Annotated in this window: 9 protein-coding genes; all 9 read left to right on the top strand. The window is 64.8% G+C overall.

Annotated features, from left to right (window positions below):
* The first annotated feature begins 77 nt into the window (after nucleotides 1-77).
* Nucleotides 78-4,541 (top strand): PD-(D/E)XK nuclease family protein, encoded by a 4,464-nt coding sequence (locus tag DF196_RS09105; RefSeq protein ID WP_241519669.1) that lies wholly within the window; start codon nucleotides 78-80, stop codon nucleotides 4,539-4,541.
* On the top strand, nucleotides 4,538-8,899 hold the full coding sequence (locus DF196_RS13935) for a UvrD-helicase domain-containing protein (RefSeq protein WP_241519668.1): 4,362 nt from the start codon (nucleotides 4,538-4,540) through the stop codon (nucleotides 8,897-8,899). The genes DF196_RS09105 and DF196_RS13935 overlap by 4 nt, the downstream gene beginning before the upstream one ends.
* Before the next feature lie 249 nt (nucleotides 8,900-9,148).
* The gene (locus tag DF196_RS09090; protein WP_109057517.1) at nucleotides 9,149-10,606 is read left to right on the top strand and encodes an MFS transporter; all 1,458 of its coding nucleotides are present in this window, start codon (nucleotides 9,149-9,151) and stop codon (nucleotides 10,604-10,606) included.
* A 346-nt stretch (nucleotides 10,607-10,952) separates the two neighbouring features.
* Nucleotides 10,953-11,708: a 4-hydroxy-tetrahydrodipicolinate reductase gene (gene dapB, locus DF196_RS09085; protein ID WP_109057516.1), complete on the top strand. Its 756-nt coding sequence runs from the start codon at nucleotides 10,953-10,955 to the stop codon at nucleotides 11,706-11,708.
* Between the two features lie 121 nt (nucleotides 11,709-11,829).
* A complete protein-coding gene (gene dapA, locus DF196_RS09080; RefSeq protein WP_109057515.1) occupies nucleotides 11,830-12,735 on the top strand; it encodes a 4-hydroxy-tetrahydrodipicolinate synthase in 906 nt (301 codons plus the stop codon).
* A gap of 64 nt (nucleotides 12,736-12,799) precedes the next feature.
* A complete protein-coding gene (locus DF196_RS09075) occupies nucleotides 12,800-14,689 on the top strand; it encodes a ribonuclease J (protein WP_109057514.1) in 1,890 nt (629 codons plus the stop codon).
* Between the two features lie 205 nt (nucleotides 14,690-14,894).
* Entirely contained in the window at nucleotides 14,895-17,504 is a 2,610-nt protein-coding gene (gene pepN, locus DF196_RS09070; protein ID WP_109057513.1) for an aminopeptidase N, read from the top strand.
* Nucleotides 17,505-18,034: 530 nt separating this feature from the next.
* Nucleotides 18,035-18,991, top strand: a complete 957-nt coding sequence (locus DF196_RS09065) for a sulfite exporter TauE/SafE family protein (RefSeq protein ID WP_109057512.1) — start codon at nucleotides 18,035-18,037, stop codon at nucleotides 18,989-18,991.
* A gap of 397 nt (nucleotides 18,992-19,388) precedes the next feature.
* Nucleotides 19,389-19,976: a hypothetical protein gene (locus DF196_RS09060; RefSeq protein ID WP_109057511.1), complete on the top strand. Its 588-nt coding sequence runs from the start codon at nucleotides 19,389-19,391 to the stop codon at nucleotides 19,974-19,976.
* Nucleotides 19,977-20,456: the final 480 nt, after the last annotated feature.

Genomic DNA, 20,456 nt, shown 5'->3' with positions numbered 1-20,456 from the left:
ATACAGCCGACGATACCGCCGAATATTGCGGGCGGTAAAATTTTTCCCTCCCCAAAAACCGGGGTTAGGCTTGAGCCATGACTGACGGATTGCATGCTTCGGACCTGCTGGACGGCCTTGACCGCGACGGCGCGGCAAGGCTGGTGATCGGTGCGCCCTGTTCGGGCAAGACCGAGTTCGCGCTCGCCGTGTTGGAGGACGGCCTGCGCCGTTACGGCACCGCCGGCGCGGTGATGGCCGTATCCGGCCGCGTGGCCGCCGATGCCTTGGGCAACCGCGTGGTCCGCGATTTGGGGGCTTCCGGACAGGCCAGGCCGGTCACCACATTGGGCGCGGTGGCCTTCCGCGCCATATCGGCCGCGCGCAGGGGCGAGGGGCTCGTGGCCCCGAGGCTGCTCAACGGCGCCGAGCAGGATGCCTTGTTGCGTCAGGTCATGGCCGTGCATGTGGGGCATGCCGTATCCGGAGACGATTGCGCCACCTGCGCGCTGCTGCGCGGGTACTTCGCCCAGAACGACTGGGCCGGGCTGGTCCATGAAACCGCGGTGGAGGTGTCCGCGCAAGAGGGTTCCGCCGGTTCGGGGGACTCGGGCGCGGGCTCCACCAGCGCGAACACCTTCGCGCAAGGCATTTCGGACGCTTTCATCGGCCAGTTGCGAGACATGCTCGCCCGTTTGGACGAACTCGGCATCGGGGCAGCGGAGGAGCCTCGCCTGCTGGGCGCCGCCGCTGCCGATGCGAGACTGAGCGTCCAATGGAGCCTGGCATTCGCGTTGCGGCGTGAGTATATCGCCGCGCAAGGTGAGGCATATCCGGGCCAATACCGTTTGGACGCCTCCTATCTTCTGGTGGCCGGCGCCCGCGCGGTGCATGACATGGTTGCCGCGCATGCCGGGGAGGGGAAGGCCCCATCCGGCGATGAGCCGGAATCCGGTGCCTCCGCAGCGGTTCGCGGACAGGCCGATTCATGGTTGCGGTCGCTTGACGTTCCCGAACTGCTGGTGGTCGACGACGTCCAGGACACCACGTTGGCGGGAATCCGATTCCTTGAGGAACTCGGCAGGGCCGGCGTGAAGCTGGTGCTGGTGGGGAACCCGGATGAGGCCGTGCAGACCTTCCGCGGCTCATACCCCGAATACCTTATGCGGCGCATCGTGAACGGGCCATTGCATGCCGTCGAGATGGCATTGACCCATGCCTCGGGCGCAGGACTTCTCCCGACCATCCGGGACATATCGGAGTGGACCTCTGCCATCGCTGAGAAGGATGGTCTTCCGGAATCCGGTGGGGAAGCTGCCGATCCCGGCGCATCGGATATCCCCGAGGCCTGGCGTTCCGGTGCCAGGGCGGCCGTGGTCGCATCCCGCGTCTCGCTGTCGATTCCCTCGCCGGAAGAGGAGCCGCTGCCTCTGGCCAAAAGGCCAGGGAAGCTGACGTGCGCTTTGCGGACAGGCCTCGCCGATTCCTCTGGTGATACCAAAAGCGCTGCGGATGGCGGCGGAGCCGATGCCGTTCCGACCGATTCCACGCTGTCCGCCGAACTGTACCGTTCACCCCGCGAGGAGTTGGACGACGTGGTCTGGCGCATCAAACGCGCGCATCTGGACCGTCAGGTGCGCTGGAACGACATGGCGGTCATCGCGCACGACAACGCCGCCGTCCGTCTTTATGGGGAACGGCTGCGCCGCGACGGCGTGCCGGTACGGTACTCGTCTGTCACCCGCCCGCTGAAGGACGAATCCTTCGTGCAGGGATTGTTCGCCCTGACCGAGCTGGCACTGCTTCGTCATGAGGGCATCGCCGATTGCCGGATGAGCCTTGGCGAGATCGCCTCATATGTGCGTGCGCGGGTCACGGCGGTGGTGAACAGTCCGCTGCTGACCGTCGGCACCAAACCCGGCACCGGCGGCCCCGCCCGCCTGGCACCCATCGAATCGGCGCTGGAGGCATTGGAATCATTGTCGATGCTCGCCGGAGAGGACACCATACTGTCCGGGCTGGCGGCAGCCTGGCAGACACTGCGTGAAACATACCGTGAAACGCATTGCGGAGACCGGGCGTATTGTGAAACGTCTCGTGAAACACAGACTGGCAGTGTGACGGTGGATGACAGCGTCATCGACGGTCCATCCGGCAATGATCTGGCCTTCGGCGCCGATGCGCTGTTCGTGATGCTCGCATTTGACGCGCCACGGGCACCGTCGGATGCCGTCGTCGAGGCCGTCGGCGCGGTGCTGGGCAAGGACCCCCAAGCCCGGGCGTTCGACCGTCTGTGGACGCTGGTGGATGCCGTCAATCACGGATTGCTGCGATTGCCGCCCGATCAGCGCCGCCGCCCGTCCTATGTGCTGTCCCTCGCATGGAACGCCGCAGGGGTCGCTCCGGTATGGCAGCGCGCGGCATTGGAGAACACCGATGACGGGCGCGCCGCCAACGACCGGCTCGATGCGGCCATGCGCCTGTTCCAGTTCGCCGAGGACTCCACCGCCGACAGGGACATCGCCGGATTCATGGCGCAGGTGCGCGGCATGGAGGTACAGGCCGATTCGCTGGCGCATATCGGGCCGGTGGAGGACGCCCTGACGCTCACCACCCCGGCGGGTGCCGCGGGCCGCCATTGGCGGTATGTCTGGTTGCCGGTGATCCAACAGGACGTCTGGCCCAACCTCGCCGGACGCAACACCCTGTTCGGCGGTGAGGACCTCGCCGATCTGGTATTGCATGACGGCACCCGCCAACCTGCCGAACCGGGACATGACCCGCGGCTGGCAGCCGTCCTCTCCAGCGAGAAGAAGAGCTTCCTCGTGGCGTTGACCCGCGCCTCGCGCAACGTCACCGTCAGCGCGGTATGGAACGACGACGCCACCCCTTCGGACTTCCTCTTCGGGTACCTGCCGGAGCATTACCCGCGCAACAGGGCGCAGGCGCGGTTCACGGCCGTGGGCGGCGAGACCTCCGAGACCCGGCATGAGTTCGCGGGACTGGATGCGGACGCACGCGGACTGGTGACCGCCGCCCGCGTGATGCTGACCACGGCCGAACCGGAGTCGCCGGAGGCTCGGGATGCCATGAAAACGTTGGCCCTGCTCGCCGAACACGGTATCGCCTCCGCCGACCCGGATGACTGGGCCTTCATGCCGCCGCATGATGACGTGACGTCGTCTGGGGGTGAGGGAAGCGAGACCGGCGCGGGCGGCGTTTCCACGGTTAATGCCACTGCTACGGCCAATGATGTCGCCAAGAACGATGGCGTCACGGCCGGCGATGCGGTTGCGGATGATGGCGACGGACATTGCCCCATGGTCACGCTGTCCCCGTCCGCCGTGGACAACCTGTGGGCCTGCCCGGTCTGTTGGATGCTGGAAAACCGTTTCGCCGGGCCCCGCCCAGGTTCGGTGGCCACCGGTTTCGGCACGCTCATCCACGCGGTCGCCCAGCAAGGCAGCGAGGAAGGGCTGGACCGGCTGGACGAGCATCCCGAACTCATGGAGACCCTGGGTCTGGACGGCTCACCCACGCCGAGTCAGCGCATCGCCGCGGTCGCCGCACGACTGGACAAGATCTATCAGGAGAAACGCTCGGATCCCGAGTCCATCGCCGATACGCGGGATCGGTACGCCGCCATGCGCAAGGACGACTCCGCCGCGGACATGCTGGCCAACATCGCCGACTATTTCGTGGCCGGCAACGGCAGCCCCGCCTCCTATCTGGGCAGGAACGCCGAAGCCGTACGACTCGGCCGACTCGATCACGTCGACTGCGAACGGGAATTCGCCGCCCGCTTCGACCTGAACGACATCCTCGCCGCATACAACGCCATGGAGGACATCAGGCCCATCGACCGAGCCACCTTGTCCGCATGCATGGGCGCGCTGGTGGGTGGCTGGCCGCAAGGCATGAGCGAGGATCTGACCGTGCGCCTGTCCGGCCGCATCGACCGCATGGAAACCCGTATACAGGAGGACGGCAGCACGAGCATCCGCCTCATCGACTACAAAACCGGCAAGGTGCCCACCACCAAGCAGATCTTCAACGATTTGCAGCTGGTGTGCTACCAGCTCGGACTGACCTTCCCCGAAGGACGGGCGCGCGGTGCCAAGGCGCTCGCCGCCATGCCGTACATCGCGCAAAGCGAACTGTTCCACGTCGCCCAGAACGCCGCCCCGGCGCAAAGCTACGCGCCGGAAGGCGTCTTCCAACCGCCGCTGTTCCGAAGCGGCGCATTGAACGAGGAGCCGTTCACGCCGCGCTTCCACTACAAATCCCCGGACACGTTCTACGACGTGCCGTGGCCCGATGCCGCCACGCCGCCGGAAGACGTGAGCCGCGAAGACTGGGAACGGTTCACCAACCTCGCCGGCACGCAGGCGATGTGGGCGCTGACCATGATCGCCCGCGTGTTCTACGCTGCCGCCGCCAGCCGGTCCGAGGCGATCGCGGCCCATCCCCAGCCCACGCATGTGGCGTTCTGCCGCATGAAGCACATCTGCCCGGCCTGCGCGGGGCAGGTCGACACCGTATTCGAAACGAGGCAAGCATGAGCACGTTCACCCCCACCAAGGAACAGGCCGCCATCATCGACGCCCCGGTGGATGCCGACGTGCTGGTGGTGGCCGGCGCCGGCTCCGGCAAGACCTTCACCATGACCCAACGCATCATCGCCCTCATCCACCGCGGTGTGGCCCCCGAACGCATCCTCGGCCTGACCTTCACCCGCAAGGCCGCGGGCGAACTGTTGGAACGTGTTTCCGCGGCGGTGGCCGGCGAGATGCACGATGGAGAATCGGGCTCCAGCGCCGTGCCCGGCGACCGCGCGTTCCTCAAACCCGCCATCTTCACCTATGACGCCTTCTTCCAGACCATCGTGCGCCAGTACGGTCTGCTGGTCGGCTTCAACCAGAACACCCAACCCCTCAGCGAGGCAGGAGCCCTGCAGCTGGCCACCGAAGTGATCGATGAGCACATGGATCTGGCCCTCGGCGAGGATTTCGGTGCGTTCAACACCCTCGCCGGCCAAGTCCTGGCCCTGTCCGGCGCCATCGGCAGCGCCATGATCGGCTCCGGCTGCACCAGCTTCGAGAACGCCGTCGAACGGGTGCGACAATGGGACACCGCCTTCATCGACCGGCTGGAACAGGCCATCGGCGATGAGCCCATGCCCGACGCCGAGCCGCGCATTGCCACCGTCAAACGCACCAAAAAGGATACGGATGCCAGTTGGCAGGCCAAACTGGACGAGCGCAACAGGCAACTGCACGCCCGCTGTATCTACCATTGCGGCGAACTGCTGACCGTGACCCGCAAACGCGAGATCCTGCTGAAACTGGTGGAGGCGTACGCCCAGGCCAAACGGGCCCGCAATATGGCGGAATTCTCCGACTTCACGCTGGCCGCATACCAGCTCATCGAACGATTCCCCTCCATCGGGGAACGCATGCGCCGCCGGTACAGCCATGTGCTGCTGGACGAATACCAGGACACCTCCACCACGCAGGCCGCCCTGCTCGCCGCGCTTTTCCACGTCGATACGACGAACAATGCGACCGCCGGAGCGTCCGGCAATGACCGGAACGATGCCGGCGCGTCCGGCACGGAATCTGTCGGCGTGACCGCCGGCACGTCCGGCATGCGGCCGGCTGGTGCGACCGCCGGCGACGCCGAAAGCTCGGCCGTCAACGCCGTGGGCGACCCGTTCCAATCCATCTACGCATGGCGAGGAGCCAGCCCCGGCGCCTTCCGCATGTTCCAACGGGACTTCCATATGCCGGCCGGCTCCAAACCATTCCCGCTGACCGTGACCCGGCGCAACAGCCGCATCGTGCTCGAAGCCGCCAACGACCTGACCCTGCCGTTGCGCTCGCGGCCCGAACGCCCGTCCAGCTCGCTCATGAGGGAAGTGGACGTCTCGCCGCTGGATGCCATGCCCGACGCTCCGGAAGGCACGTTGGGCATACTCGGGTTCGAGACCGCCGGTCAGGAGATCGACGCGGTGGTGCGTTTCTGCAAGACAGCCATCAGCCGGTTCCGCAAGCCCTCGGATGATCCGTGGAACCCCGGATGGGTGTACCCCAAGGGCCAGTCCCAGGACGAGAAGGCCCCGGTCGCCGTGCTGTTCCGCTCCAAATCGCGTATGCCTGAATATCAGGAGGCATTGGAACGGGCCGGCCTGACCACGTTCGTGGTGGGATACTCCGCCCTGCTCGAGCGCCCGGAGATCCGCGATCTGCTGGCCCTGCTCCACGTGGCGGCCGACCATACCGATACGGCCTCCCTCATGCGGCTGCTCGCCACGCCGAGGTTCGCCATGTCCGCGGCCGACCTGACCGCTTTGGCGCGGGCCGCGGAGGAACGGAACACCGAACGCCGGTTCCTGGCCCTGGTGCAGGCGGGGCTTGCCAAGCCGGATACCCCCAGCGCCGAATGGGCGGCGGTCGTGCGCGAATACCGCGATCAGGTGGCCAACGCCGTGTTCCTGCCCGATCTGCTGCTGCGCTCGGACGTGGAGCATCTTACCGAAACGTTGAGCGAACCGGGACGGCATGCGGTTGCCCGCGCCGCCAAGGCGTTGCGCCTCACCCAGCGCATGGTCGGCCACCCGCTTGCGGACGTGATCCGCACCGCCGTCGAGGCACTGGATCTCGACATCGACACCGTGGTGGCGGGAGCATTGCGCAATCCGCAACATGCCGCCAACCCCACGCTGGCGCATATGCCCATGAACGCCATCGTGGATCTGGTGGACACCTATACGCAGGAGATTGCCATGGGACAGACCGCCACCCTGCAGGGATTCATGACGTGGGTGGATCATCTGGCCTCGGTGGAGGACGAGGCCGCCAGCCTGCCGGACGGGCCCGTGGACGTGGAACTCATGACCGTGCACCAGTCAAAGGGCCTGGAATGGAACGCCGTGGCCGTGGTCGGGCTCACCGCGGGCGGATTCCCCAGCAACCAGGGCGACCACCTCAAGGTCACGCCGGATGAGGAACGCACCGGAGGCACCGAACAGGGACGATGGGCGGCACCCGAATACCACGAGACCGCCGACTCATGGCTCACCAACCCGGTGGCCGTTCCCGTCCCCATGCGCGCCGACACCGGCATCCTGCCGCGTTTCCCGCATGACGCCGACCCGGACGCGAACCCCATCGCATCGCTGCAGGCTCTCGACGATGTGGAACTCATCGACGACGAGGCCTTCGGCTCCATGCGCAAGGTCGGCGACGGTGTGGACGAGGTGGATCCGTCCGGCTGGTATCTCACCCAGACCGAGGAATACGGCCGCCGTCTCCATGCCGACGAACGTCGCCTGATGTACGTGGCGCTCACCCGCGCCAAGGAGGATGCGCTGCTGACCTACTGCCGTCACGCCGGGGAGCCCGGCCGTGACCCCGCCATGGTGTCCAAGGGTTCAAGGGCCTCGTCCCCTTCCAATTTCTGGCTCGAAGTGCATGACGCGCTCCACTCCCATGTCGGCGTGGTCGCCGCCGAAGCGAGCATCGAAGCGTATGCGGGGGAGAAGGGTGACTTGCCCTTGGTTTCGTCGGACGGCGAACCGATCGCGCCGCCCGAAGGCTTCTTCGTGGGCGAATACGCCGCCGAATATGGCGCAGCGGTGGTTGGTGCAGCGTGGAACACCCCCATCGAACAATCCGAACGGGTTGAAGACCTGACTTGGCCGGCCTCACTGAGTCCGGAGACGGTCCGCCGCCTGACCAACGGCACCGAACAGGTCCGCAGGCTCATTAAACGCGCGGCAAGGGATGTAGAGGACACGAAACTGCGGGAATCCAACCGTCCAGCAGATATCTCCGTCCATGGCGCAGCGGCTTCCGCGACCCAGGCGGCCGGTGCCATTCCTGAAGACGCCGAAAACGCCGAGGTCGTCGCTGTCGGGAATGCCTCCGCGCGCGAACCCGGTCCACTGCTGCAACGCGCCCAACTGCTGGTGAACGATGCCGATCTGATGGCCGGCTCGTTGGAGGGCGACGATCTGGACCGGGACGTCAAGGCCAAGGCACAGCGCATCCTGGCCGTCGGCCGTCAGAACGTGACCAGCCTGCAGGCCCGCGTGGGCGGCATGGGGGAGCGCGAGGAGCGCGCCTACTGGCGCGGCATCATACGCCCGATTCCGCGGGTCTCCTCGCCGGCTGCCGAACTCGGCACGCGATTCCATGCCTGGGCCGAGCGGTTCGTCAACGCCGGAAGGCTGGACCAGGCCGCGCTCTCTTGCGAAGCCATGGAAACCGTCGGCGATGGTGAGAGCACGGTCACACGGGAAGAGCTGATCCGTGCGTTGGCGGCTCGGACGGGTGGGAACGGCGACCGGCCCGGCGAAAGCGGCGGAACCGTCGGGGGTGTCTTTGGCGGGAGCATCCCGCGACCCGACGATTCGCCCGACGTCTCGCAATCCGACGATTCAACCGCACCTGATCAATCCGACGATTCGGCCGGGCTATCCGCGCAGGAAGTCAAGCTCCGGCTCTGGCAGCGTCGATTGGCTGAATCGAGATGGGCTGCACGCACGCCGGTGTGGGCCGAACGCGCCATCGTGGTGGACGTACCCGGCATCGGCCTGGTCAACGGCAAACTGGACGCGGTCTTCGCGGGCGGCCTTGACCCGACGGACGGCGCCAAACGGTATACGGTCGTCGACTGGAAAACCGGCCACAGACCCGTCAAGCCGGAGGACGAGATGCGCAAACTCGCCCAGCTCGACATGTACCGGCTTCTGCTGGCCGCGGTCGAAGACGTGGAATTGGACAGCATCGACGCCACTCTCTACTATGTCAGTGAACCCGATGCGGGTCGGCGCGAGCTGCATGCCCGCGCGAAAAGTGAAAAGGAGATCCTTACCGAGTTGAGCTCCGGCATCCCCGAACAATCCGACAACGACTGAACCAGCAAAGGTTCATGACCCCGTCCGCTCCTCGCCCGTCGTCTCGGAACAGGCACGGCGAACACGCCGCCCGTTCCGAACGGACACGCAAGACCGTTCGCCCATGATGGGCGGACCGGGCAAGGTGGAACAGACAGGGTCCGCGGTTGAAACGCACCGCGTGACGTTGCTCGGGGACCGCTACCCTCGGATGGCATGTGTGGGCGGGCGCACATGCCGGAACACACCCCAGTAAGGAGTAGAACAACCATGTCCACGACTCGTACGGCAACGCAGTCGCACCAGTCCGACCAGCCGAGCCCGACCGCCGAACCGCAGGCGAACGGAGCGCAGAACACGCAATTGGCACAGGCCGTGCAATCGACGCAAACCGACCGGACGACTCAAGCCGCCCACCACTCGCCATACCAGCGCCTGTTCACCCTGCCCGGCACCAAGGCGTTCTGCCTGTCCGGAGCCGTGGCACGCCTGCCGATATCCATGATGAGCCTCGGCATCGTGCTGGCACTCAACCACATCTACGACAACTGGACTGTCGCCGGCACCATGAGCGCCGTCTATGTGCTCGCCATGTCCTGCGTCACCCCGTTCTACGCCCGAGCCTTCGACCGGTTCGGTCAGGCCCGGGTGGGACGCATCGCGCTCGCCGTGCAATTGGTCGCCATGCTGTCCTTCGCGTTCGCGGCGCTGGTGCGCGTGCCGATTCCCGTGCTGTTCGGCCTGGCCATCATCATGGGCCTGACCCAGTTCTCCTTCGGCGCGCTCGTGCGTACCCGCTGGGCATATGCCCTGCGCGGCGTGGAGGACGGCGAGCAACTGCTCAACACGGCCTACGCCATGGAGGCCGCCATCGATGAGATCGTATTCATCCTCGGCCCCATCCTGGCCGCATGGCTGGCCACTTCGGTGCATCCCGTCTCGCAGCTGTTCGTGCCTACGCTGGCTTGCGGTATCGGCGGCACCGTGTTCCTCTCGCTCAAATCCACCCAGCCGCCGGTGATGATCGAGCAGGTCGAGGTGCGTGCGGCCTCCGGCGAATCCCAGGCCGGTACGGGCCAAGCGACGGCGGATTCCGGCAATACGTCCGGCGAGGCCGACCAGCTCACCCTGCGCCAACTCAAGCGCAGTGGCGCCAAGCCCAAGAGCGTGCTGCTGTACGGCGGCGTGTTGCCGCTGCTCGTGGTGTTCATCGTGTTCAACATGAGCTTCACCTCGTTCGACGTGTCGATCACCGCCACGATGAAGGGCATGGGCTTGGAACCGTTTCTGGGCCTGCAGCTGGCCATGTTCGCGGTCGGTTCATGCGTGGGTGCACTGATTTTCGGCTCCCGGCAGCTCAAAGGCTCGCACTGGGGGCACATGGTGATGTTCCTGGCGCTGCTCACGGTGGGATACCTCTTCTTCCGTGTCACCATGGACAACCTCATCCTGCTGGGACTCATCGAGATCCTGACCGGCCTGACCGTCTCGCCGCTGTTCGCCACCGGCAACCTCATCGTCAAGGACCTGGTGCCGCCCGAATCGCTGACCGAAGGCCTGAGCTGGGTCACCACGGCCGGCACGGTGGGCACGTCCATCGGCTCGTCCGTGGCGGGCATCGTGCTCGACGCCGCCAACCCGCATGTGGGCATGCTGCTGCCCTTCGCCTTCACACTCGCCGCGGTGCCCCTGGCCCTCCTCGGCTGGCGCCTCTCCAAACGCCGGTAGCGTCGGTAACGTGCAGCTCGCCCGATTGGAACCTCGGTTAGTCTGGCTCCCCTCTTTGAGGGGAGCTGTCGGCGAAGCCGACTGAGGGGAGCCCGGTGGGTCGCTGACGGTTTGAGCCATACGGATCGCGCCCGATGTACACAGCGCGGACAAACCGTTGGCGGCAACGTACGCGGGTGATAGGCTGAGTGCCGATCAGTGCCGCGGCAGGAACGCGGCGGGAATGCCGAGAGGCAGCCGAACAGCCAAACAGCCAAACAGCCAAATGCAACCGGCAACCAATAATCAGGCAGCAACAGCACCTGCCGGGCAACCCGGCGGGAACGGACAGCAAGGGGAGAACAACGTGATCAAGGTATCTGTGGTCGGCGCCAAGGGCCGTATGGGCTCGCACGTGGTCGAAGCCGTCAACAACGCGCAGGACACGCAGCTGGCGCTCGCGCTGGACGCGGGCGACGACCTGACCGCCATCACCCCGGACAACACGGACGTGGTGGTGGAGTTCACCGTGCCGAGCGTGAGCCTGAACAACGTGCTCACCCTCATCGGCCAGGGCGTGGACATCGTGGTGGGTACCACCGGCTGGACCGAGGAGAAGCTCGCCCAGGTCAAGGCCGCCATCGCCCAGGGCCCGCGGCCCGAGACCCAGAAGGTGTTCATCGCCCCGAACTTCGCCATCTCCGCCGTGCTGGCCGACTTCTTCGCCGTCAAGGCCGCCAAGTACTTTGAATCCGCCGAGGTCATCGAGCTGCACCACCCCACCAAGGTGGACGCCCCCTCCGGCACCGCCATCCACACCGCCCACGGCATCGCCGAGGCGCGCAAGGCCACCGGCATGGCCCCCGTGCCGGACGCCACCGAAACCGACGGCGGCTCCCGCGGCCAGGTGATCGACGGCATCCACGTGCACGCCGTGCGCCTGCGCGGCCTCAATGCCCACGAGGAGGTGCTCTTCGGCAACGCCGGCGAGCAGCTGACCATCCGCGCCGACAGCTTCGACCGCACCAGCTTCATGCCCGGCGTGCTGCTGGCCGTGCGCAAACTCGCCGGCGACGCCCCCGCGGGCCTGACGGTCGGCCTCGCCAACTTCCTCGACCTGTAAGGCCGCAAGAGACCGCAAAACCGATACGTAAAACCAATCAAACCCAAGCAATACAACCATCCACAAACGGACGCCGAACGCACCCCGCGCAGCGTCCACAACGGGAAGTACGGTGAACACTATGAGCGAGCATGACATGCATCTTCTTGACCCTGCGCCTTTCGGCCGAATCCTGCCGGCTATGGTCACCCCCATGAAGTCCGACGGCAGCGTTGATTTCGAGGCCGCACAGCAGCTCGCCAAGCATCTCGTGGCCGATGGCGCGGACGGTCTGGTGGTCAATGGCACCACCGGTGAGTCGCCCGTGACCCACATGGACGAGAAGGTCGACCTGGTCCGCGCCGTCAAGGAGGTCGTGGACGTGCCGGTGATCTCCGGCGCCGGCTCCAACGACACCGCCCACACCGTGCGCATGGTCGAGCAGACCCAGGAGGCGGGCGCCGACGCGGTGCTCGTCGTCATGCCCTACTATTCCCGTCCCTCCCAGGACGGCGTCGTCGGCCACTACAAGGCCGTCGACGAATCCGCCGAGAAGCCGATCATCGTCTACGATGTCCCCGGCCGCACCGGCCTCAAGGTCAAGGTCGAAACGTACGACCGTTTGGCCGAACTCGAACACGTCAAGGCAGTCAAGGACGCCACCGGCGATCTTGCTGCCGCAGTGGAGAAGCAGCAGCGCACCGGCCTCGCCTGGTATTCCGGCGATGACGGCCTGTTCCTGCCGTTCCTCTCCATCGGCGCCGTCGGCATCATCTCCGTGATCGCCCACGTCGCTTCCAACCCCATGCAGCAGCTCGTGCAGGCGTTCGACCGCGGCGACATCACCACCGCGCGCCGCCTGGCCAACCAGCTCGCCCCGCTCGTCCACGCGCTCAACGGCGACGGCTACCAGGCCGTCATGGCCAAGGCCGCGCTCAAGGTCAAGGGATACATCCCGAACACCACCATGCGCCTGCCGAACGTCGGCCCCGACGCCAACCAGCTTGAAAAGGCCACCGCGGGCATGCGAGCAGCCGGCTTGCTGTAATACGGGCTGAAACCCGTCGCCCCTGCAAGACGAACAGAGGCACAACAAGAAAAACAAACAGGATATGGCAGAACAGAAGAAAACCAGCAAAAACAGCAATTCGCGTCGCCGTGGTTCCGCGCGCCGCAACAGCAATGGTGCGTCCACCCGCACCACCCGCACCTCGTCCCGTGGCAACGCCTCCCGCGGCGCCGCGTCCCGCAAGCCGGCGAACCAGCCGGCGACCGCGCCCCAGCAGGACGCCGTCCTGATCGCCCCGCCGAAGTACCGCAAGGGCTCCATGCGCATCACGCCGCTCGGTGGCCTGGGCGAGATCGGCCGCAACATGAACGTGATCGAATACAACGGTCACCTCCTGCTCATCGACTGCGGCGTGCTCTTCCCCGAGGAGGAGCAGCCCGGCGTGGATCTCATCCTGCCGGACTTCAGCTACATCAAGAACCGTCTGGACAAGGTCGACGCCCTCATCCTGACCCACGGCCACGAGGACCACATCGGCGGCGTGCCCTACCTGCTCAAGCTGCGTCCGGACATCCCGCTGATCGGCTCCAAGCTGACCCTCGCCTTCGTGGACGCCAAGTGCAAGGAGCACCACATCAACCCCACCAAGGTCGAGGTGCAAGGCCGCGACCGTCTCAAGGTGGGTCCGTTCGACCTCGAGTTCGTCACCGTGACCCACTCGATCCCGGACGCCCTGGCCGTGTACGTCAAGACCCCGGCCGGCTCCCTCATCGACACCGGCGACATCAAGCTCGACCAGCTGCCGCTCGACCACAAGATCACCGATCTGGTGGAGTTCGGCAAGATCGGCGAAAAGGGTGTGGATCTGCTCATGATGGATTCCACCAACGCCGAGGTGCCGGGCTTCGTCAAGCCGGAGACCTCCATCGGTCCGGCGCTGGACCAGGCGTTCGCGCAGGCCAGCCGCAAGATCATCGTGGCCAGCTTCTCCTCGCACGTGCACCGCGTGCAGCAGGTGGTGGACACCGCCCACAAGTACGGCCGCAAGGTGGTGTTCGTGGGCCGCTCCATGGTGCGCAACATGTCCATCGCAGCTGACCTGGGCTACCTGCACATCCCCGAAGGCACCGTCGTGGACCTCAAGCAGGCCAATGACATCCAGGACGACAAGCTCGTCTACATGTGCACCGGCTCCCAGGGCGAACCGATGGCCGCCCTCGGCCGCATCGCCGACGGCAACCACCGCGACATCCACATCAACGAGTTCGACACCGTGATCCTGGCCAGCTCCCTGATTCCGGGCAACGAGCACGGCGTGTACAAGGTCATCAACAAGCTCGTGCAGCTCGGCGCCAAGGTGGTCAACCGCGACAACGCCGCGGTCCACGTCTCCGGCCACTGCAACGAGGGCGAGCTGCTGTACATGTACAACATCGTCAAGCCCAAGTGCGCCATGCCTATCCACGGCGAGAACCGCCACCTGGTGGCCAACGGCCTCATCGCCGTCAAGACCGGCGTTGACCCGCAGAACGTGGTCCTGGCCGAGGACGGCGACGTGGTGGACCTCTACCACGGCAAGGCCGCCGTCGTGGGCTCCGTGCCCTGCGGCTACGTGTACGTGGACGGCGACTCGGTGGGCGAGCTCACCGACGAGGAGCTGGAGAAGCGCCGCATCCTGGGCACCGAAGGCTTCGTCTCCGCGTTCATCGTGGTGGACACCGAGACCCATGAGGTGGTCACTGGCCCGAAGATCTACCTGAACGCCGTGGCCGAGGACGAAAGCGAGTTCGACAAGGTCCGCCATCAGATCGTCGAGCAGCTGAACGACGCGATGATGCAGGGCACCAAGGACACCTACAAGCTGCAGCAGATCATGCGTCGCACGATCGGCGGCTGGGTGGCCCGCCAGCTCCACCGCAAGCCGATGATCGTGCCGGTCGTGGCCGATCTCGCGCAGGACGTGGACGCCGCCAGCGTGGTGGAGAAGCAGTGACTCCGCAAACGCGGCGCACGCACTACACTGGAAGCGATAACTACAGCAACCACCGATAAAACTGACCTATGAAGGCCCGGCGAATCCCGGAAACCGCGGAGCGAAAACCCGCGGCCACCGGAAGTCACCGGGCCATCACCATGAAAACGCACTTATACATCCGCTAGAGCACAGGACGACCACCACAAGGTAAAGGAGTACCAGCATGCCCGGTTCCAATCTCACCCGCGTCGAGGCCGAAGAGCGCAAGGCCGTAGTCGAGGCGCCGATTCATTACCACGTCAACCTCGATCTGACGGTCGGCCCGAAGAACTTCGGCTCCAAGGCGCTGATCTGCTTCAACGCCAAGCCCGGTTCCTCGACCTTCCTCGACCTGATCGCCGACGAGGTCTCCTCCATCGAGCTCAACGGCCGCGCCATCGATCCGGCCACCGCGTTCGTGGACAACCGCATCGAGCTGACGGACCTCAAGGAGAAGAACGAGGTCACCGTCACCGCCAAGTGCCGCTACTCCAACACCGGCGAGGGCCTGCACCGCAGCGTGGACCCCTCCGACGGCAACATCTACCTGTACTCCCAGTTCGAGGTGCCGGACGCCCGCCGCGTTTACGCCGTCTTCGACCAGCCCGACCTCAAGGCCACCTTCGACTTCAAGGTGCTCGCCCCGGAAAGCTGGATCGTGACCTCCAACATGCCGGCCGCCTCCGTCGAGGCCGACCCGCGCGAGACCCTGGACGGCACCCTCGGCGAGAAGCCGAACGAGAGCACCCGCCTGTGGTCCTTCGAGACCACGCCGGTGATGAGCTCCTACCTGACCGCCATCTGCGCCGGCCCGTACGCCGAATGGCACACCGAATACCACAACGAGGACGGCCGCACCATCCCGATGGCCCAGTACTGCCGCCAGTCCCTGGCCGAGGCGTTCGCCAAGGACGTGGACTACCTGTTCGACATCACCAAGAAGGGCTTCGCCTTCTACGCCAAGACCTGGGGCGTGCCGTACCCGTACGCCAAGTACGACCAGATCTACGTGCCTGAGTACAACGCCGGCGCCATGGAGAACATCGGCATGGTCACCATCCGCGACTCCTACGTGTTCGAGTCCAAGGTGACGGACGCCCTGGCCGAGCGCCGCGTGGTCACCGTGCTGCACGAGCTCGCCCACATGTGGTTCGGCGACTACGTGACCATGAAGTGGTGGAACGACCTGTGGCTCAACGAGTCCTTCGCCGAGTTCACCTCCACGCTCGCCACCGCCGAGGCCACCGAATGGCACGACGCCTGGGCCACCTTCTGCTCTGGCGAGAAGAGCTGGGCCCTGCGCCAGGACCAGCTGCCCACCACGCACCCGATCGTCGCCCCGATCAACGACCTCAACGACACGTACGTCAACTTCGACGGCATCACCTACGCCAAGGGCGCCTCCGTGCTGAAGCAGCTGGCGTTCTACGTGGGCCGCACGCAGTTCTTCGAGGGCATCCACAACTACCTCATCAAGCACTCTTACTCCAACGCCACGCTCGCCGACCTGCTCGACGAACTGGCCCAGACCTCCGGCCGCGACCTCAAGGCCTGGAGCGCCAAGTGGCTGGAGCAGTCCGGCATCAACACCATCGCCTCCGCGGTCGAAGAGAACGAGAACGGCACCATCGCCGAGCTCAAGCTCACCCAGACCGCGCCCGCCGAGCACCCGGTCCTGCGCCCGCACCGCCTGGCCATCGGCTTCTACAACGAGGACGAGGCCACCGGCAAGATCGTGCGCACCGACCGTCTCGAGCTGGATGTGGACGGCGAGACCACCGTCGTGGCCGAGGCCGCGGGCAAGCAGCGTCCGGCGTTCGTGCTCGTCAATGACGAGGACCTGACGTACACCAAGATTCGCTTCGACGCCGAGTCCCTTGCGTTCGCCGAGGCCAACCTGCATCGCTTCGACGATGCGCTGGCCCGCGCCGTCACCTGGCTCGCCTTCTGGGACATGACCCGCGACGGTGAGTTCCCGGCCGAGCGTTTCGTGGACATGACCCTGCGCCTGCTGGCCACCGAGACCGAGTCCACCACCTTCCGCTACGCGCTGGCCTGCATGAGCACCACCGCCCACCACTACGTGGCCCCCGCCGCCCGTGAGCAGGTGCTGCGCCACGTGGCCGCCGAGCTGTGGAAGCTCGCCAACGCCGCCGAGGCCGGCTCCGACACCCAGTTCCAGCTCATCACCGCCTACCTGGGCTACGGCGAGGAGGGCGATTCCGCCTTCGCCGCCAACGCGCACGGCCTGCTGGACGGCACCGTGAGCCTGCCGGGCCTGGAGATCGACAACAACTTCACGTGGACCATCGTCAACGCGCTGGCTTCCGTGAACGAGTTCGACGAGGCCGAGATCGACGCCCAGCTGGCCAAGCGCGACACCACCGAGAACCGCGAGTTCGCGCTCGGCGCCCGTGCCGTGCGTGGTCTGGCCGAAGCCAAGGAATGGGCCTGGAACGAGGCGCTCAACAACGCCGAGCTGACCAACGCCCAGCTGGAGGCCGTGGCCCGTGGCTTCTCCGCCACCCCGCGCCCCGACCTGGCCGAGCCGTTCGCCGCCAAGTACTTCGAGACCGTGGACTGGATTTGGGCCAACAAGACCTACCACATGGCTGAGGCCCTGCTCAACGGCCTCTACCCGGGCTACGCCGACCCGGCCACGCTGGTCGAGCTCGGCGACGCCTGGCTCGCCGCCCACGCCGACGCCGACAACGCCCTGAAGCGCCTGATCGTCGAGAACGTGGCCTCCTCCCACCGCACCCTCAAGGTCCGCGAATACAACGCGGCCCTCTGATTGGCGCAACAGGCTCCGCGCTTCAGGCTTTCCGCTCTAAGAGGAGCCCTTAAATAGATGGCTCGTCACCATTCCCGGTGACGAGCCATCTTCGTTTGTGCTGGGATTGTTTCCTTGATTCGGGCTGATTTTCGCCGTTGATTCGCGCTTACGCGAATAGTGCGATGTTGCCGAGTAGGAAGTCTTCGAGCGGTGTTTCGTAGCATAACAGTCATTGAGTATTTTTGCTCAGTCATTGAGCAAAAATACTCAATGACTGAGCAAATTCGCCTGACTGGTTTGTAAAGCCGTTTTAGCTGGGTGCCCACGCAATCCATGGCCGATAACAATCATGCACGTCATCGGCAAGCCGAGAAGCTACTTTCGTCAGATACCGCTATTGCGAGTCCGTGAGTCCCGTCCACATAGCAAAAGAAAACCCGCAATCCGCATCCAGCGGCGTATTCTCGCTCAAGGTCAAGGCCTGCGCGTGTCAAACAGTCAACGACGTGCCGGCCACACAACGTGAGCATTCGAGAGGACGTCAAGGGATGATTGCGGGTTTTTCCATAGTCTCACTGCTGCTGATCCTGCTGGCCGGCATCGGCGCGGGATTCGTGGGGTATGCGGTGGGCGCGTCCTCGCTGGTCTCTTACCCGGCGTTGCTCGCGTTCGGCATCCCGCCCGTGCTGGCGAACGCCTCCAACACCGTGGGTGTGGTGGGCACCGGCATCGGCGGCGTGATGGGCGCACGGCGTGAGCTCAAGGGCCAGTCCCTGCGTGTGATCACCTACGTCACCATCGGCGCGATCGGTGGCATCGTCGGCGCGTATTTGCTGCTAGAACTCGACCCGTCCGTCTTCGAATTCGCAGCCCCCGCGCTGATTCTGTTCAGCTCGCTGATCATCGCCGTCAATCCGCGCGGCCGCATGCAGGCCAAGCAGGCCGCCGCCGACGCCGCCGAACAGTTACGCGACATGTCCGCGGAGTCCGCCGCTGCCGGGGCGTCCGGCAAGTCCGATGAGTCCGGTGCGGCTTTCGCATCCGCCGACAAAACCAATACGACTGCCGCCAAGTCCGCCGCGACCGCTCCCGCCCATCCGCACCCGGTCGTCCAGCCGTCCGACCAGCCGGTCCAGCCGATGAACCAGGACTCATGGTGGGTCTGGCTTGGCGTGGTGGCCGTCGCCATCTATTCCGGCTACTTCGGCGCCGGTGCCGGCACCTGCGCGCTGGCCGTGCTGGACGCCGCCAAGATCGGCCCGTTCCACAAGATCAACGCCCTGAAGACCCTCATCGGCACCGGCGCGAACATCAGTGCCTCGGTCGTCTTCATCATCAAGGGCGCGGTCGACTGGCCGGCCGCGATCATGCTGTGCCTCGGCTGCTTCATCGGCGGCTACATCGCCCCGCCCATCACGCGCCGCATCCCCGCCAACATCATGCGCGCCGCCGCCGTCATCGCCGGCATCGTCCTCACCGTCGACCTTGCCCTCAAGACCTACTGACTGTCGAAATTGTGTATGGACATTCATCGGAAGTCTTCGTATTTCCTACGTCGATAGCACATCGGGCATGAATGGTTGTTTCGCTGTCCGCGGCCAGGCGTTACTATAGACGTACAGGCTTATGAGGCCGTACCCAATCGGACTATCCGGTCGGTCGGGTTGGCGTAGTCGGCCTGCAGGAACCATCCGCCGGTACCTCCCATCCGAGAGGGAGGGGTAGCCCAACGGGCCAGGCGATACCGTCTACGAGAAGTATTCTCGACAAGAGACGGAGGCCTTCGTGTTTGCTTTCGCGTAGCGAAAGAGGCCACGCGGTTGGTGTTGGGTTCCTAGGGGACCGCCTCCCGATAGGGGGGCGATCCCCTTTTTCGTACCGTGCGAGCCAAAGGGGGAGGAATTGTCCAAAAGTAAGTGGACGGAGGACAAGATCAAATGGCTCCGCTCGGCCCGGCGCAATATCCTTCCCGAATATCGTCGTCTTATGGACAGTGGCTGTCTTCGTCTCGAATGTGCTGGACGTGATGATGTGTGCATCGTGTTCCTTGGAGAGAATCTCGCTCATCTGCTTGGTTTTGCTTATGTGAACGAGAAAAGGGCGCGAATAGCGCGTCGTTTCCCTGACGATTTGCATAGTGGTGCGGTTGCGGCCAATCGCATTGAATTCGCGGACAAAGGAAAACCCGGATACACGCCGCAGAAGGGCCATGATGATGCGGCGAAGAAGAATGCCATTGCACAAAGCGTCTTCTCCGGAATTGATTCCCTGGATATTAATGGCTATGTAGTGGAATCAGCGAAAAGCGCAGTGGTGCTGTTTACCGGCAAGGTGACATGGTCGCTGGGGCTGGCGAAGGAAAAAGATGCGAATGATGTATGGACAGGCCGCTATGTGCCGGCGAGCCTTGTGGATGACTCGATTCTTTCCAGCGCCATATGCAAGGCGGGAACGAAGCCGAGTGCCATTATTCGTGTCAGTTGGATTTGAGCGACAGGTGAATTTGTTTTTGGCTCTGTTAAACCAAGATTGATATGCCCCTTATTCTCGGCTCCCCTTGTCAGGACATTGCCGTGAAGCAAACAGCGGAGCTGTTTGTAGGCAATGTGCGAGACGACAGTCGAGCCAATAAGCTGCGAACGAAGTTCGTCCTCAATTGCAGGACGAGCTGTCGGCGAAGCCGACTGAGGGGTAGTCAGATATGGATTCATGTCAATCTTGGTTTAACAGAGCCTTGTTTTTTAGGTGAACTCTTCCTAGCCGATAGGGGGTATTCGGCCGGGTGGGGCGCACGTTGATGATGTGCAGTTTCCGGTTGCCGTGACGTCGGTCGTCTGATCGGCTATGGCTCGCATGTCCATAATATGACACGCAAAACGCCTATGACAACGCTTGCAGAATATTTGGTGTACGATAAAAGCCGTTGCGAGGCAAACGTTTGCAATGATGCAGGAATGCAAGTGTTTTCAG

It is taken from the genome of Bifidobacterium callitrichidarum, from assembly GCF_003129905.1.
Taxonomy (GTDB): domain Bacteria; phylum Actinomycetota; class Actinomycetes; order Actinomycetales; family Bifidobacteriaceae; genus Bifidobacterium; species Bifidobacterium callitrichidarum.
This window is presented reverse-complemented; position numbering and strand designations above follow the sequence as displayed.

What these genes read in the sequence shown, in the direction of transcription:
- DF196_RS09105 (WP_241519669.1), top strand. Translation starts at nt 78, where the DNA reads ATGACTGACGGATTGCATGCTTCGGACCTGCTGGACGGCCTTGACCGC.
- DF196_RS13935 (WP_241519668.1), top strand. Translation starts at nt 4,538, where the DNA reads ATGAGCACGTTCACCCCCACCAAGGAACAGGCCGCCATCATCGACGCC.
- DF196_RS09090 (WP_109057517.1), top strand. Translation starts at nt 9,149, where the DNA reads ATGTCCACGACTCGTACGGCAACGCAGTCGCACCAGTCCGACCAGCCG.
- dapA (WP_109057515.1), top strand. Translation starts at nt 11,830, where the DNA reads ATGAGCGAGCATGACATGCATCTTCTTGACCCTGCGCCTTTCGGCCGA.
- DF196_RS09075 (WP_109057514.1), top strand. Translation starts at nt 12,800, where the DNA reads ATGGCAGAACAGAAGAAAACCAGCAAAAACAGCAATTCGCGTCGCCGT.
- pepN (WP_109057513.1), top strand. Translation starts at nt 14,895, where the DNA reads ATGCCCGGTTCCAATCTCACCCGCGTCGAGGCCGAAGAGCGCAAGGCC.
- DF196_RS09065 (WP_109057512.1), top strand. Translation starts at nt 18,035, where the DNA reads ATGATTGCGGGTTTTTCCATAGTCTCACTGCTGCTGATCCTGCTGGCC.